The 16,019-nt window shown below is 63.5% G+C and carries 13 protein-coding genes; all 13 read left to right on the forward strand.

What is annotated here, in order from left to right:
• Positions 1 to 2 precede the first annotated feature (2 nt).
• On the forward strand, positions 3 to 1,091 hold the full coding sequence (locus FAZ95_RS00400; RefSeq protein WP_137330617.1) for a protein-glutamate methylesterase/protein-glutamine glutaminase: 1,089 nt from the start codon (positions 3 to 5) through the stop codon (positions 1,089 to 1,091).
• Between the two features lie 58 nt (positions 1,092 to 1,149).
• Entirely contained in the window at positions 1,150 to 1,542 is a 393-nt protein-coding gene (cheY, locus tag FAZ95_RS00405; protein ID WP_137334369.1) for a chemotaxis response regulator CheY, read from the forward strand.
• A gap of 22 nt (positions 1,543 to 1,564) precedes the next feature.
• Positions 1,565 to 2,236 carry a protein phosphatase CheZ gene (gene cheZ / locus FAZ95_RS00410; RefSeq protein WP_137334370.1) on the forward strand — a complete coding sequence of 224 codons (672 nt, stop codon included), beginning with the start codon at positions 1,565 to 1,567 and terminating at the stop codon, positions 2,234 to 2,236.
• Positions 2,237 to 2,554: 318 nt separating this feature from the next.
• On the forward strand, positions 2,555 to 3,082 hold the full coding sequence (locus FAZ95_RS00415) for a DUF2844 domain-containing protein (protein WP_137330618.1): 528 nt from the start codon (positions 2,555 to 2,557) through the stop codon (positions 3,080 to 3,082).
• Between the two features lie 25 nt (positions 3,083 to 3,107).
• A complete protein-coding gene (locus tag FAZ95_RS00420; protein WP_137330619.1) occupies positions 3,108 to 4,337 on the forward strand; it encodes a DUF3443 family protein in 1,230 nt (409 codons plus the stop codon).
• Between the two features lie 90 nt (positions 4,338 to 4,427).
• A complete protein-coding gene (locus FAZ95_RS00425; RefSeq protein ID WP_217497416.1) occupies positions 4,428 to 5,216 on the forward strand; it encodes an oxygenase MpaB family protein in 789 nt (262 codons plus the stop codon).
• A 192-nt stretch (positions 5,217 to 5,408) separates the two neighbouring features.
• Positions 5,409 to 6,443: a hypothetical protein gene (locus FAZ95_RS00430; RefSeq protein WP_137330621.1), complete on the forward strand. Its 1,035-nt coding sequence runs from the start codon at positions 5,409 to 5,411 to the stop codon at positions 6,441 to 6,443.
• A 13-nt stretch (positions 6,444 to 6,456) separates the two neighbouring features.
• Positions 6,457 to 7,302, forward strand: coding sequence for a hypothetical protein (locus FAZ95_RS00435; RefSeq protein ID WP_137330622.1), 846 nt, complete (start codon positions 6,457 to 6,459; stop codon positions 7,300 to 7,302).
• Between the two features lie 205 nt (positions 7,303 to 7,507).
• On the forward strand, positions 7,508 to 8,737 hold the full coding sequence (gene flhB / locus FAZ95_RS00440) for a flagellar biosynthesis protein FlhB (RefSeq protein ID WP_137330623.1): 1,230 nt from the start codon (positions 7,508 to 7,510) through the stop codon (positions 8,735 to 8,737).
• Entirely contained in the window at positions 8,734 to 10,833 is a 2,100-nt protein-coding gene (gene flhA / locus FAZ95_RS00445; protein WP_137330624.1) for a flagellar biosynthesis protein FlhA, read from the forward strand. The genes flhB and flhA overlap by 4 nt, the downstream gene beginning before the upstream one ends.
• Positions 10,834 to 11,022: 189 nt before the next feature.
• On the forward strand, positions 11,023 to 12,048 hold the full coding sequence (locus FAZ95_RS00450; protein ID WP_137330625.1) for an IS110 family RNA-guided transposase: 1,026 nt from the start codon (positions 11,023 to 11,025) through the stop codon (positions 12,046 to 12,048).
• A gap of 1,140 nt (positions 12,049 to 13,188) precedes the next feature.
• On the forward strand, positions 13,189 to 15,141 hold the full coding sequence (gene flhF, locus FAZ95_RS00460; protein WP_137330627.1) for a flagellar biosynthesis GTPase FlhF: 1,953 nt from the start codon (positions 13,189 to 13,191) through the stop codon (positions 15,139 to 15,141).
• The gene (locus tag FAZ95_RS00465) at positions 15,134 to 16,015 is read left to right on the forward strand and encodes a MinD/ParA family ATP-binding protein (RefSeq protein ID WP_137330628.1); all 882 of its coding nucleotides are present in this window, start codon (positions 15,134 to 15,136) and stop codon (positions 16,013 to 16,015) included. Before flhF ends, FAZ95_RS00465 begins: the two co-directional genes overlap by 8 nt.
• Positions 16,016 to 16,019 lie beyond the last annotated feature (4 nt).

Here is a 16,019-nt window from a genome sequence, read left to right on the forward strand (position 1 = left end):
CCGTGCAGAAGATCAAAGTTTTGTGTGTCGACGATTCAGCGCTGATCCGCAGCCTGATGACCGAAATCATCAACAGCCAGCCGGACATGACGGTGGTCGCGACTGCGCCCGATCCGCTCGTCGCGCGCGAGCTGATCAAGCAGCACAACCCGGATGTCTTGACGCTCGACGTCGAAATGCCGCGCATGGACGGCCTCGACTTCCTCGAAAAATTGATGCGCTTGCGGCCGATGCCGGTCGTCATGGTATCGTCGCTGACCGAGCGCGGCTCGGAAATCACGCTGCGTGCGCTCGAGCTGGGCGCGGTCGATTTCGTGACCAAGCCGAAGGTCGGCATTCGCGACGGCATGCTCGATTACGCGGAAAAACTGGCCGACAAGGTGCGTGCCGCGGCGCGCGCCCGCGTGCGGCAGGCCGCGCCCGCGCAGCACGCGGCGGCGGGTGCCGCTGCCGGCGCGGCCGCGCATGCGCCGATGCTCAACAATCCGCTCGTCAGTACCGAGAAGCTGATCATCATCGGCGCGTCGACGGGGGGCACCGAAGCAATCCGCGAAGTGCTCGTGCCGCTGCCGCCCGACGCGCCCGCTGTATTGATCGCCCAACACATGCCGCCCGGGTTTACGAAATCTTTTGCGCAGCGCTTGAACGGCCTGTGCCGGATCGGCGTGAAGGAAGCGGAGCACGGCGAGCGGGTGCTGCCGGGCCATGCGTACATCGCGCCGGGCCACGCGCACCTGCTGCTGGCGCGTAGCGGCGCGAACTACATCGCGCACCTGTCGGACGATCCGCCGGTGAACCGGCACCGTCCGTCGGTCGACGTGCTGTTCCGCTCGGCTGCCCAACATGCGGGTAAGAACGCCGTCGGCGTGATTCTGACCGGCATGGGTAAGGATGGCGCTGCGGGATTGTTAGACATGAGAAATTCTGGCGCATACACTCTCGCGCAGGATGAAGCGAGCTGCGTGGTGTTCGGCATGCCGCGCGAGGCAATCGCGATGGGCGGCGCCGACGAAGTTGCGCCTTTATCGGAAATGAGCCGGCGGGTGATGACACGCCTCGCGGCGATGGGTGACCGTGTGCAGCGCGTGTAACTCCAAAGAACAGGAAAGCGGTCCTCGCCGCAAAAATTGAGATAAAGGAATCAAGATGATGGACAAGGGAATGAAGATTCTGGTCGTGGATGACTTTCCGACGATGCGCCGGATCGTCCGCAACTTGCTGAAGGAACTCGGCTACTCGAACGTCGAAGAGGCGGAAGACGGGGCGATGGGCTTGGCGCGCCTGCGCGGCGGCGGCTTCGAATTCGTGATCTCCGACTGGAACATGCCGAACCTCGACGGCCTCGCGATGCTCAAGGAAATTCGCGCCGACGCATCGCTCCAGCATCTGCCGGTGCTGATGGTGACGGCCGAATCGAAGAAGGAAAACATCATTGCGGCGGCGCAGGCCGGCGCGAGCGGCTACGTGGTGAAACCGTTCACCGCTGCGACGCTCGACGAAAAGCTCAACAAGATCCTCGAGAAGATGGCGAAAGCCGGGTGATAACGTGGACCAGCCGATTGATATGCCCGAAGAGGGCACCGAGGACGCCGATCTGACGGCCGACCGCATTCTCGCCCGCATCGCATCGCTCACGCGCGCGCTGCACGACACGATGCACGAGCTCGGTCTCGACAAGCAGATCGAAGAGGCCGTGAAGGCCGCGCCGGACGCGCGCGACCGCTTGCGATACGTCTCGACGCTGTCCGAGCAGGCGGCCGAGCGCGTGCTGACGGCCATCGACGTGTCGAAGCCGATGCAGGACCGCATCCACGACGCGGCGAGCCAACTCGACGCGCGCTGGGCGCAGTGGTACGAAGCGCCGCTCGAGCGTCAGGAGGTCGGCTCGCTGCTCACCGACACGCGCGCGTTTTTCGCGAACGTGTCGGAAGTGACGACGGCGACCAACGCGCAGCTGCTCGAGATCATGATGGCGCAGGACTTCCAGGATCTGACCGGCCAGGTCATCAAGAAGATCATCGAGGTGATTCACGTCATCGAGCGGCAACTGCTCTCGGTGCTCGTCGATAACATCGCGCCGGAGCGGCGCGAGCAGTTCGCGGCGTCAGCGCCGACGCTCTCCGCTCACGATCCGGACAGTCTCTTGAACGGTCCGCAGATCAATCCGACAGGCAACGCGGAAGTCGTGCAGGGCCAAGAGCAGGTCGACGATCTGTTGGCGAGCCTCGGGTTCTGATGGACTGAGTGTTCGTCCGCGCCGCTTGTCGCGGCGCGGACGGCGAGACTTCTCGCCACGCGGGCCGCGCGCGATTCAGCCGCCGCCTGCCCCTCCTTTTCTACGCAGCCCTTTCAGCTGCGCCGTTGCGACGCCATGTTCGCTTGAGCGCATCACGATTGCGCCCCTAAGTGCGCGGCGCCGCGAACAACAGGCATACTACGAGGCATGCGCGCCGGCGCCCGTATCCCGCATTCCGCCGGAAGCGCTTGAACCCCAAGCGCTGGCGGCGCATGCGCCGACCAAGCGCGGGAAACCGATCGCAAGGGAGGCTTCGTGATGCCGAGTCGCTTGAGACGCGCTGTCTTGCAGGCGTCGATCGCTGTGCCCAGTTCGTTGTTCTTCATGATTCCCGCCCACGCCGTGCTCGGCGGCAACCCCATGCAGACACCCGAGGGCGCCACTTCCTCGACTGTTTCGCCCGCCGTTGCGCGCGCTGCCGTGCAAGGCTCGTCCACCTCGTCCACTGGGCAGACCACTTCTTCCACTTCCGCTTCCTATTCGGTGATTCAGACCACGTTGTCTTCGGGGACGGTGGTCCGCGAATACGTGACCCAATCGGGCACGGTGTTCGGCATCGCGTGGAGCGGTCCGTTGATGCCGAACCTCACCGATCTGCTAGGCGACTACTTCCCGCAGTTCGCCTCGGGCGTTCAGGCGGCGCGCGCCGCCGGCGTGAGAGGACCGGGGGTGGTCGAGCAGAGCGGCCTGGTCGTCCATGCGGGCGGCCACATGGGCGCGTTCACGGGCCAGGCGTATCTGCCGCAGGCGTTGCCGAGCGGCGTTGCCGGCTCCGACATTCAGTGACCCACCGACGAACGGGAGAAGAACCTTGCGATTCACGACAAGACTCATCCAGGGGCTCGGCGTGCTCGGTTTCGCCGCAGCGATTTCACTCTTCGCGGGTTGCGGAGGCGGCGGTGGGGGCGGCGGCAGTAGTAGCAGCAGCGGTTCGTCGTCGTCGGGCTCGAATTCGGCGGCCGTGACGGTGAATAACGGCGTCAGCGGCTTTCCGAACATCCCGACGGTCAGCGTGACTGTCTGCGCTCCGGGCAGCACGACGAACTGCCAGACCATCAACAACGTCCAGGTCGATACGGAGTCGTTCGGGTTGCGGGTCGTCAGCGGCGCGGTCTCCCAGGTGCTGGGCAGCCTGCCGCAGACGACGATCAACGGCTCGGGCCTCGTCGAGTGCACGGTCTTCGCTGACAACACCCACACGTTGGGTTCGGTCCGCACGGCCAACGTCCAGATTGCGGGCGAGACGGCGAGCAACCTGCCGATCCAGATCATCGGCGATCAGAGTTCGTCGCTTTCGCCCCTCGGCTGCGGCGGGACTGGGGAAAACACCGCGCAGGATCTTGGGGCGAACGGGATTCTCGGCATCGGCGTCGCGTCGATCGACTGCCCGGCCTGTGTGAATGCCGCAGTCTCGCCCGCCTATTACACGTGTAGCGGTTCGACCTGCACGCCCACGGCGGTTCCGGCCGCGCAGCAGGTCACCAATCCGGTGACGCAGTTCGCGACCGATAACAACGGCGTGATACTCACGCTGCCGGCGGTGTCGTCGGGAGGCAATTCGTCGGCGAGCGGCACGCTGGTGTTCGGCATCGGTACCCAGTCCAATAACGCGAACACCGCGTCGAACAAGTTCACGACCAGCGCGTTCGGCGACGTGAACGGGACGTTGAACGGATCCACGGTATCGCAGGCGTTTTTCGATTCGGGCTCGAATGCGTACTTCATCGACAGCAGTCTGGCGCCATCGCCGTTGAACAGTTCGACCTCGCTATGCACAGGCAGTGCGAAAGGTTTCTACTGCCCGCCGAGCACAGTGTCCGTTCCGATCACCGTGCAGAGCATCAGCGGCACGGGCAGCGTCAGCTCGCTTTCGTTGAGCGTCGCAAACGCAAACTCTTTGTTCTCCTCGAATAATTTCGCGTACAACAACCTCGGCGGCCCGTTGTCCGGCAAGCTAGATATCGGCCTGCCGTTCTTCTACGGGCGCAGCGTCTTTTACGGCTACGCCTCGGGTAGCCAGTCGCCTTACGTCGCGCTTTAAGTCTTAAGCCTCGAGCAGGCGAGCGCCGGATGCCCCTTCATCTGGCGCTCGCCCCGAGCCCTTCCCCCGATGTCCACCGAAAGTCTTAGCATGCCTGGCGCCGGCTCCATCCGCCTCGCCCACGCGACGAAGGAAGCCTATATCTACCTCGGCGCAGGCGCGGCCGTCGTTCTGCAGTTGGCGCATCCCGGCGTCGGACAGGGCGTCGTCGACCATAGCGATACGCTGCGGCGTCCCGTCGACCGGCTGCGCACGACGATGACTTTCATCTACGCCGTGACGCTCGGCACGGCCGAAGAGCGGCAGTACGTCTCCCGCTACGTCAACCAAGCCCACCGGCCGGTGCGGTCGGACTCGTACAGCGCGTTCGATCCGGACTTGCAGCGCTGGGTCGCGGCGACGCTGTTCAAAGGCGGGCTCACGTTGCGCGAGATGTTCGTGGGGCCGCTCACGCCGGCCGATAGGGACGCGCTGTGCCGCGACGCCGCGGTCTACGGCACGACGCTGCAAATGCCGCCCGAAATGTGGCCGGGCGATATGGCCGCCTTCGAAGCGTACTGGGCGCAGTCTCTCGCCGGTTTCACCGTGAACGAAGACGTGCGGCGTTACGTGCACGCGCTCTTGGGCGCCAAAGGCGCGCCGTGGTGGATTCGCGCGCTGATGCCGCTGCAGCGCTTCGCCACGCGCGGACTGCTGCCCGACGAGATCCGCCGCGCCTTCGATCTCCCGTGGACGCCGCGCGACGCGCGCCGGTGGGCGTGGTTCGTCCGCTACGCGCCGAAGCTCTACTGGTGCGTGCCGGGCGTGGTGAGGCGCCTGCCCGCAGCCTGGGTCATGCGCGGTTTCCGCAGGCGGATAGCGCACACGGCGCCGATTTGAGGCCGGATATTGCTTGTCAATGATGTCGCCGGTACGCGACGGCTGACTTTTTGCGGCGCTTCAATCGTTGGTCGGTTTGTCCAGCCTGTTTTCTTTTTTAGTCATTTCGATCTGCTTTTTCGGAGTTATCCGATAGATCGCGATTTTCGCTGCCGATAGGGTCGACGGTTTCCATTCGAATAGGAGGAGACCGTGCCGAGTTCGATCGCCAATATCGCACGTGGGCAAGCTAGCAACGTTTGCCGCTCGCTTCAGCAATATCGCAGCACGTTGCCGCACAATTTGACGCCGTATTACGGCAACGAGGTTTGCCGCGGCGATGGCTGGACCATCGGGAATGAACGGCTGAGCGGCGACTTCGATATCGACCCGGTGCTCGCGCAGCAGTTGGTTGGCGGCGTGCTGGCTTCTCCCGAGTTTGCGGTCACTAAGCTCGACCCGGGCGCGTCGTGGCTGCACGACTATCTTTACGGCGGCCCGAGCGGTGCGCCGGGGACGTCGAACAGGTTGTATGAGGAAGCCCAGAGTGCGGCGATCGGCCCGGGCGGTGTGTTGGGCAACGTCAATACGATGATGTCCGCAGCGCACGCCGCACACGCAAGCAGCCTCGAAAAGAGCATCCAAGCGGGTGCGCAGAAAGTCATGTCTGGCGCGGGCAAGAGCGTGCCAATCAATCCCTACGTCACGCTGTATAACGGCAACACGAGCGGCAAGGGACGGCCGAGACCGCGCATCCGGATCACGAACCTGCCGCTGCAAACGGTGCAGCCGACGCTTGGCGAGCACTTCAGATATAGCGCCCGCTCGCAGACCGTGACCGAAGCGCTCAAAGAGCTGAAGTTGAAGGATCTGGCGCCGAAGATCTCGCCGCTGGGGCGCGTATATTTCCGCGGTGGATTGAGTACGGGCGTGCTGACCTTCGGGCCGAGTGCTGCATTGGATTTGATCGACAGTATCAACCGAGACGCGCAAGGAAAGCTGCAATTCAATGCTCGGCATTTCTCTATCGCTTCTGCGCGGAGTCAAAGTGGGAATTTAGCAGGGCTCGTTGGCGGTGCAGCAGCCAGTACGGTCGCTGGGGTGGCTTTCTCGACCGTTGGATTAACTATAGGCGCAGCGCCGCTTATTTTGATCGGTTTGGGTGGCGCGGTTCTTTTCCAAATAATTTGGAACGCTTTAGCGGGTGGCGATTGGGCCGGAGAAAAAGTCAGGGAATCTTTCGAGTAAAGGGGAAGAGAATATGCTTATATCTGCAAAAGAAGCCGGAGAAATTCTGCCCAAGCTTCCCTTCGTAATGGGATTTCTTTCCGGGATGGATGCGGTAATGTTGCTCGTTCTGCCGCTTCGCCAAACGATGGATTCATCGATTCTTATCTTTGCAACGCTGACCTTTAGTGTTTCTGGTCTTTTGGTTGGAGTTTTCATTAAATACAAGTCGAATCTAAATGCAGGTTCAGCGATATATCCTATGGCATATTTGTTAACTCTGCTTACGTTGTTCACGAGCAGTGCTTGTGCATTGCCAGGACTGGTGCGAGGGGAAGTGTATTTAGCTTATTCAGGAGCACTCGCAGGCATTGGTGTGTCGTCTATTTTTCTTTTAATGGGATGGGTGCAAGAAAAAAAATTTACCAATCATCCGCTCAACGAGGTGCGCCCGGGGGGGCAAGATAAATATATTGACTGCGAGAAAATGGAAGTCAATCCAAAAATAAGAATCCCGGCGAAATTTATCAATTTGGAAAATAACAATTCAAAAACTCGCAGTGTTGCAAGCCTTGGAATGATCGGTGGTGCGCTAGCAGCCAATGTCATGCTGGTGGCGAGAGTCTTTGGAATTGACTACAACACAATGGCATGGCTTGCAGCCGTCAGTATGATTTTGATTGCGGCATATATTCAGCTCAAATTTTTTGGGCCAAGCGCGTTCCGGCTATATCAGTTGCATATGCTGCAAAAGAATTTTTCACAGCCATTAAAAAATTCCGACTACGAAAAAATCCAGGACCTGCGCCGCACCTTCTTCCTTTCCCGCTGGCTGATGAAGGACTACCGCCCGACAACCGGTAATCGCCAAGCGAGCTAGCCATACCTTCCGGCGTTTGCCCGCGTGGCAAACGCCGTCCGCCAGACGTCCCCGCGCACAGGGCCGCCCCCCACCCGCCCATCACTCGAAATACACCCCTTTCCCCGTCCTTATCCGTCGATCGTGGCTTGACGTCTGACGGAATAATCGCTGCCAGTGGGAAAGCGGCATGTCGCCGTGCCCGTTTGGAGAGCCCGAGAGCCTCATGGCAGAGGATAGCGACCTCGAAAAGACCGAATCAGCCACCCCCAGGCGCCTGGAAAAGGCGCGGGAGGAAGGCCAGGTCGCGCGGTCGCGGGAGCTCACGTCGTTTGCGCTGCTGTCGGCGGGCTTCTTCGGCGTCTGGGGTCTGTCCGGCACGATCGGCGGCCACCTGGTGGCGATGATGCGCGGCGCGTTCACGTTCGATCACGCGGGCGTGCTCGATACCCACAAGATGCTGATCGGCGCGGGCAGCGCCGGCATGGAAGGCTTCTACGCGCTCCTGCCGATCCTCGCGCTGACGGGCCTCGCCGCCCTTCTCTCACCATTGGCGCTTGGCGGCTGGCTGATCTCGTCGAAGTCGTTGCAGCCGAAGTTCGACCGCTTGAATCCGATCACCGGCCTCGGGCGGATGTTTTCGATCAACGGGCCGATCCAGCTCGGGTTGTCACTCGTGAAGACGATTGTCGTCGGCGGCATCGGCGGGGTGGCCATCTGGAATCACAAGGACGACATCGTCGCGCTCGCGACGCTGCCGCTGCACGAGGCGATCGGCAACGCCTTCCATCTGATCGCCGTGTGCTGCGGGATGACCGTGGCGGGGATGTTCGTGGTCGCCGCGCTCGACGTGCCGTATCAGCTCTGGCAGTTCCACAAGAAGCTGCGCATGACGAAGGAAGAAGTGAAGCGCGAGAACCGCGAGAACGAAGGCGATCCGCACGTGAAGAACCGCATCCGCCAGCAGCAGCGCGCGATGGCGCGGCGCCGGATGATGTCGGCGGTGCCGAAGGCGGACGTGGTCGTCACCAACCCGACGCACTTCGCGGTCGCGCTGCAGTACAGCGACGGCGAGATGCGCGCGCCGAAGGTCGTCGCGAAGGGCGTGAACCTCGTCGCGGCGCGCATCCGCGAGATCGCGGCCGAACACAACGTGCCGCTGCTCGAAGCGCCGCCGCTCGCTCGCGCGCTTTATCACAACGTCGAGTTGAATCGCGAGATACCTGCCACGCTCTACAACGCGGTCGCGCAGGTGCTCGCATGGGTCTATCAGCTGCGCCGCTTCAGAGCGGAAGGCGGCGACATTCCGGCGACGCCGACCGAACTCGAAGTGCCCGCCGATCTGGACCAGGGCCCGGTGTCGGACGAAGACGCCGATGAAGAAGCCGAGGAAGCATTGAACACGGGTAGCACGAAGAAAACCGCGAAAGGCGCGGATAAAGGAACGTCGGCATGAACGCACGCGTAGGCGCCTTGTTCGGCAAGCGGCCGCAGATGCTCGCAGGCAACAACCTGCGCGCGCTGGCGGGGCCGATCCTGATCTGCATGATCCTCGGCATGATGATCCTGCCGCTGCCGCCGTTTCTGCTGGATCTGCTGTTCACGTTCAACATCGCGCTTTCCGTGATGGTGCTGCTCGTCAGCATGTACACGATGAAGCCGCTCGATTTCGCGGCGTTCCCGAGCGTGCTGCTGTTCTCGACGCTGTTGCGGCTGTCGCTGAACGTCGCGTCGACGCGGATCGTGCTGCTCGAAGGCCACACCGGCCCCGACGCGGCCGGACAGGTGATCGAATCGTTCGGCCACTTCCTCGTGGGCGGCAACTTCGCGGTCGGTATCGTCGTGTTCGTGATTCTGATGATCATCAACTTCATGGTGATCACGAAGGGCGCGGGGCGGATCGCGGAAGTGTCCGCGCGCTTCACGCTCGACGCGATGCCCGGCAAGCAGATGGCGATCGACGCCGACCTCAACGCCGGCCTCATCAACGAAGACCAGGCGCGCAAGCGCCGCCTGCAGGTCTCGCAGGAAGCCGAGTTCTACGGCTCGATGGACGGTGCGTCGAAGTTCGTGCGCGGCGACGCGATCGCGGGCTTGATCATCATGGTGATCAACATCATCGGCGGGCTGATCGTCGGCGTCGTGCAGCACGACATGAGCTTCGCCGCGGCCGGCAAGAACTACACGCTGCTGACGATCGGCGACGGCCTCGTCGCGCAGATCCCGTCGCTCGTGATCTCGACGGCGGCGGGCGTGATCGTGTCGCGCGTCGCCACCGACGAAGACATCGGCACCCAGCTCACCGGTCAGCTCTTCACGAACCCGCGCGTCTTGATGATCACGGGCTCGATCCTCGTGCTGATGGGGTTGATTCCAAACATGCCGCACTTCGCGTTCCTGCTGCTCGGCGGCGGCGCGATCCAGCTTTCGCGCATGATGAAGAAGCGCGAAGAGGCGAAGCAGGCGAGCTCGGCGCTCGTCGACGTCGCGCCGGCGGCGGCCGCGCCGGTCGAAAGCAACGAGGCGAGCTGGGACGACGTGACGCTGATCGATGCGCTCGGCCTCGAAGTCGGCTACCGGCTGATCCCGCTCGTCGACAAGAACGCCGACGGCGAACTGCTCAAGCGGATCAAGAGCATCCGCAAGAAGTTTGCGCAGGAAATCGGCTTTCTGCCGCCGGTCATTCATATACGCGACAACCTCGAACTGCGGCCGAACGCTTACCGGATTGCGTTGAAGGGCGTCGAAGTGGGCGTCGGCGAGGCGTTTCCGGGACAGTGGCTCGCGATCAATCCGGGGCAGGTCACGGCGGCGATTCCGGGTACGCCGACGCAAGATCCGGCGTTCGGCCTGCCGGCGGTGTGGATCGATACGAACCTGCGCGAGCAGGCGCAGGTTTACGGCTATACGGTCGTCGATTCGAGCACGGTGGTGGCGACGCACTTGAACCATCTCGTCGTGCAGCATGCGGCCGAGTTGCTCGGCCGCCAGGAAGTGCAGGCGCTGATTACGCGCACGGGCAAGGACGCGCCGTCGCTCGTCGAGGACCTCGTGCCGAAGACGCTGTCGCTCACGACGTTGCAGAAGGTGTTGCAGAACCTGCTCGAAGAAGGCGTGCCGATTCGCGATATGCGTACGATTCTCGAGTCGCTGTCGGAGCACGCGGTGAAGCTTACCGATGCGCACGATCTCACTGCGGCTGTGCGGTTGGCGCTGGGGCGCGCGATTACGCAGCAGTGGTATCCGGGTAATGGCGATATGCAGGTGATGGGGCTTGATTCGGGGCTCGAGCGGGTGTTGTCGCAGGCGCTTTCTACGAGCGCGAATCCTGGGCTCGAGCCTGGTCTTGCGCATACGCTGCTCACCGAGACGCAGAAGGCCATCATGCGGCAACAGAATGCCGGCTTGCCGCCGGTGCTCCTTGTGCAGCATGCGCTGCGGGCTATGCTCGCTCGGTTCCTGCGGCGTAGCTTGCCGCAGCTTAAGGTGCTTTCTTATGCCGAAGTGCCGGATACTCGGACGATTAAGGTTGCTAATTTGATTGGGGGTTAAGGGTTTTTTTTGCCTGCGGCGCGGTTTTGTTCGTTCGCTTGGGTTTGTCTGTCGTGCAACTTTGATTTCGCGTCGTTCCGTATAGTCCGTCCCTCCCCGGGACCGGGGTCACTAATGAGATGGTCAGCCTGACCGAAGCAGCCCGATCGGCTTACGCTGATCGGGCTGCTTCCTTTTCGGGAGATCGTCATGGACCCCATCTCGTTGATCGGAATCGATCTTGGCAAGCATTGCTTCCACCTGCACGCGCAGTCGGCCTCGGGCCGCATGGTGTGGCGCAAGAAGCTCACGCGCAGCCAGATGTTCACCCTGCTTGGCAATGTTCCGAGCTGTACGGTGGTCATGGAAGCGTGTGCGGGTGCGCACTGGGTGGCGCGGCAGGTCGAGGCACTGGGCCATCAGGCCAAGCTGATCTCCCCGCAGTTCGTCAAACCATTCCTGCAGAGCAACAAGAACGATTTCGCCGATGCGCAGGCGATCTGCGAGGCGGCCTCGCGCCCGAGCATGCGCTTCGTCAGTGCGCGCAACGAGGCGCAGCAAACCCTCTCGGCCTTGCACCGCGTGCGCGAGGGGCTGGTGCGCGATCGCACCGGCACGGTCAATCAGATTCATGCCTTTTTGCTGGAATTCGGCGTGAGTTTGCCCACAGGGATGGCCGTCATTCGCCGGCTGCCGGCCGTGCTGGGCGCGCATGATCTGCCGCCGCGGCTGATCGCGCTGCTCGAGCGTCTGCAGGCGCATTTCAAGTACCTCGATGCACAAATTGGCGAGATCGAGGGCGATCTGATGCGGCAACTGCGGGAGGATGAGCGCAGCCAGCGTTTGCTGGAGATTCCGGGCATCGGGCCGATCACGGCCAGCGTGCTGGCGAGCGAATTGGGCGACGCGCGGCAGTTCGCGTCGGCCCGGCAGTTCGCGGCGTCCGTCGGGCTGGTGCCGCGCCAATACAGCACGGGCGGCAAGCCGACGCTGCTGGGGATCAGCGAGCGCGGCGACAAGAATTTAAGGCGGCTGTTGGTGCAATGCGCGAAGGCCATCATGCAGCACATCGAGCGGCGCACCGATCGCTTGGGCGCCTGGGTGCGCGGCCTGCTGAGCCGACGGCATGCGAACGTGGTGGCGTGCGCGCTGGCGAACAAGTTGGCGAGGATCGCCTGGGCCATCCTCGCCAGAGGCACGCACTACCAAGGTGCTCAGGCTGTAGCCGCAGCCTGACACTCTGCGCCGCTTGCGTTAGCTTTTACCCTAGTCACTTCCTGGTTTTGCGACGCGAGATACGTGAAGACATAAACGGCTCAACGGCCGGGCAAGCAACCTGAAAGACAAAACAGCGTTCCCATGCTGAGTCACTTTTGAGGTTTGCCCGGTGCGGCTCTCATCATGGGGCGGAAACCTGTTTCCACAGCGACCCCGGATAGATTTGCGCACGTCCAATTTACGTCAACACCACCTCGCTTGCAAAAGTCAGGCTGACCATAGATTTTGTCCTTGCCAAAAGTAACCAAAAGCGCGTCCTGGGCGGACGGCCTGGCCCGGAGGCACTCAACCCTGTTAGTACGGGCGTTCCAAGGGCAAGCGTGGGAAACCGTTATTGCTCGCCGTGCGTCCCGTCAGTCCGCGGCACAGAATTGTGCAGAGCCGAACCAAATCGAAGCTACCGGTTTGCGCGCACCCCCCGTTGCCTACGATTGGAAGCAAGCCCAAGCCCAAGCCCAAGCCCAAGCCCAAGCCCAAGCCCAAGCCCAAGCCCAAGTGCATGGGCCCACCGCAAGACAACTTTCAGATCTTTCCTGACCTCCATCGCCGATTTGACGCGAACGGACGAAATACTGTGCCGCGTGTAAACGGGACGTACGGCGAGCGATAACGGTTTCCCACGGTAGCGCTCGGGATATCGGTACTAACAGGGTTGAGTGCCTCCGGGTAGGCCGTCCGGCGAGGACGCGCTTTTGGTTACTTTTGGCAAGGACAAAAGTAACCCCGGTCCCGGGGAGGGACGGACCATACGGAACGGCGCGAAATCAAAGTTGCACGACAAACCAAGTCGAACGACAAAAACGCGCCGCAGGCAAAAGCCCCGAAACGCCGAAACGCCGAACAGCAAAAAACCCCAGCGGGCCGCCTAGGCCCCATACCCCGAATTACACCCCTTTCCCCGCCTTTATCCGCCGATCGTCGATAGACCTCTCCGGGAATAATTGCTCTCAGTGGAAATCGGCAAGTCACGGCGCCCGCATCGAGGGCCGAGTGGCAGACCGCAGCGGCTTCGAAGGACCGGACCAGCCGCCGCAGCGCAGCAAGGCAACAGTGCCGGATAAGCGCACAAAAAAGTCGTCAACCTCATCGGGGGCTAGCTTGAACATTCGTAAATTCATCGGTGCGACGAGCCGCGACGCACTGCGCCTAGTACGCGAAGCCCTGGGCGCCGATGCGGTGGTGCTGTCCAACCGCACGATGGACGACGGCAGCGTGGAGATCGTCGCGCTAGCCGACAGCGAATTGGCATCGATCGCGCCCAAGGCCGGCAACGGCGCCGCCGCCGCGCTGCCCGCCCCGCGCTCCCAGCTCTCGCAAGCCAATCCCTATGCGAGCGGGATGCCCGATGTGTTCTCCGCCGTGTTCGGCGCGAGCCCGGAAGTGCGCGTGGAAGAGTCGGGCGTCGCCGGTAAGTCGGCCGCTTCGGACTTCGCGAAGCCGGCAGCCGTATCGTCGGGCATCGACTCGCCCGGTGTCGCCACCGCAGCCGCCTTGGTCCGCGCCCTCGATGCCTCCGATCACGATTGGCAAGAGCCGGTCTCGCTCGACGCGCGCGCCGACCGCGCGCAGAACGCCATGCGCCGCGACGCTGCAGCGGATTCGGACGCCGCATCGCGCGGCGAGCAAGGCGCCGACGCGCACACCGGCGATATCACACCGCGCCTGGACGCCGCCGGCGGCCAGGCTTCCTTCGCGCCGACCCGCGTCCTGCCGCCCGTCGGCCCGCGCGCCGAGCAAGCGCCGCGCACGATGGCCGAAACGAACCCCTGGCTTATCGATCACGCCCGCCGCATCGCGGCGCAGAACCAGGGCGCGCACGTTTCGAAGCAGCACACGATGACGCCCGCCGCGGCCGCCGCGAAGGGTCTCGGCGCGCCGGGCAAGGTCCTGACCACCGACGAACTCGCCGCCGCCGCGCAGCCCGATTGGGCGCGCGAAGCGACGCAATCGGCCGCACGCCGCGCCGCTGCGCGCCTCGGCCTGCCGCCGACCGCCGTCGTGACGCCGGCAGGCGACATCGACAGCGCCACGAACGCGATGGCCGAAGCGGTCCGCTCGCGCATGGAGCAGATGGTCGCCGAGACGGTGATGACCGAGCTGTCGGCGATGCGCGGCATGATGGAAGAGCAGTTCGCGGGCTTGCTGTGGGGCGACCGCCAGCGCCGCAGCCCGACGCACGGCGCGCTCACCAAGCATCTGTTCGCCGCCGGCTTCTCCGCGCAGCTCGTGCAGATGATGATCGACAAGATGCCGGCGGTCGACAGCATGGAAGCGGGCATGGATTGGGTCCACACGGTGCTCGGGAACAACCTGCCCGTGATGGAGAACGAAGACGCGCTGATGGAGCGCGGCGGCGTGTTCGCCCTGATGGGACCGACTGGCGTCGGCAAGACGACGACGACCGCGAAGCTCGCCGCGCGCTGCGTGATGCGCTTCGGCGCGAGCAAGGTCGCGCTCCTGACCACCGACAGCTACCGGATCGGCGGCCACGAGCAGCTGCGCATCTTCGGCAAGATTCTCGGCGTCTCCGTGCACGCGGTGAAGGACGCCTCCGACCTCCAGCTCGCGCTCGCCGAGCTGCGCAACAAGCACATCGTGCTGATCGACACGATCGGCATGAGCCAGCGCGACCGCACGGTCTCCGACCACATCGCGATGCTGTGCGGCGCGGGTCAGCCGGTGCAGCGCCTCTTGCTCCTGAACGCGACGAGCCACGGCGACACGCTGAACGAAGTCGTGCAGGCGTACCAGAGCGCACCGGGCCAGCCGGAGCTCGCGGGCTGCATCCTCACCAAGCTCGACGAGGCGACCAATCTGGGCAGCGTGCTCGACACGGTGATCCGCTACAAGCTGCCGGTCCACTACGTGTCGACCGGCCAGAAGGTGCCGGAGAACCTCTACGTCGCAACGAAGAAATTCCTGATCAAGAGCGCGTTCTGCATTCCGCGCGACGGTTCGCCGTTCGTGCCGGACGACGACGATGTTCCCGCGTTGCTGTCGGCGCTGTCCGCGCGCTCGACGGCTGAGCTCCACGAGGTTCGATTTGGATAAGGTCATGGTCGACCAGGCAGAAGGACTGAGGCGGTTACTGAGCAAGAGCGGTTCGCGCGTGGTGGCGGTCACGGGCGGGTCGAGCCATGTCGGTCGCACGTCGACCGTCGTGAATCTCGCGGCGGCGCTGGCGGGGCAGGGCAAGGACGTGCTCGTCGTCGACGAATGTCTCGGCGCGAACTCGGTGTCCGCGATGCTCGGCGGCGTGCGCGGCACGGGCAATTTCAGCGCGGTGATGAAAGGCGAGATGCCGCTCGACGAGGCGGCAGCCCGTCATCCGCTCGGCTTCTCGGTGCTTGCGGCGTCGCGCCATCACAGCGACACGTACAGCGCCGAGCAGCTTGGCGTGGTGCTCTCGGGCCCGGCCGACATCGTGCTGATCGATGCGCAGCTCGATCGGCGCGGCGCGCTGTCCGCGCTGGCGGTGCAGGCGCACGACGTGTTGATCGTCACGCGCGTGGCCGCGCAGGCGATCACCGAGGCGTACGCGTGCATGAAGCGGTTGCACTACGAACACGCGATTGCGCAGTTCCGCGTGCTCGTGAACCACGTGTCGAGCGTGGCGGACGCGCACACCGCGTTCGAAAACCTCGCGCAAGTCGCGGGGCGTTATCTGACGGTGCAGATCACGGATGCCGGTTTTGTGGCCTCCGATCCGCTGATGGAGCGCTCGTTCGAACTATCGCGCTGCGTGGTCGACGCGTTTCCGTCGACGCCCGCCGCGCGCGATTACCGGCATCTCGCCGCCGAGATGCTGTATTGGCCGATGCGGGCCGTGGCGGGCTCGCGTGCGCACAACGACGTGGCGCCGGCGGTGCCTGCCGGCATGCCGCCAACGCGTCATGCCGGCAAGCCGTCCGCGCACCCCGCGTGAGACG

This window comes from Trinickia violacea (assembly GCF_005280735.1).
In the GTDB taxonomy this organism is placed as follows: domain Bacteria; phylum Pseudomonadota; class Gammaproteobacteria; order Burkholderiales; family Burkholderiaceae; genus Trinickia_A; species Trinickia_A violacea.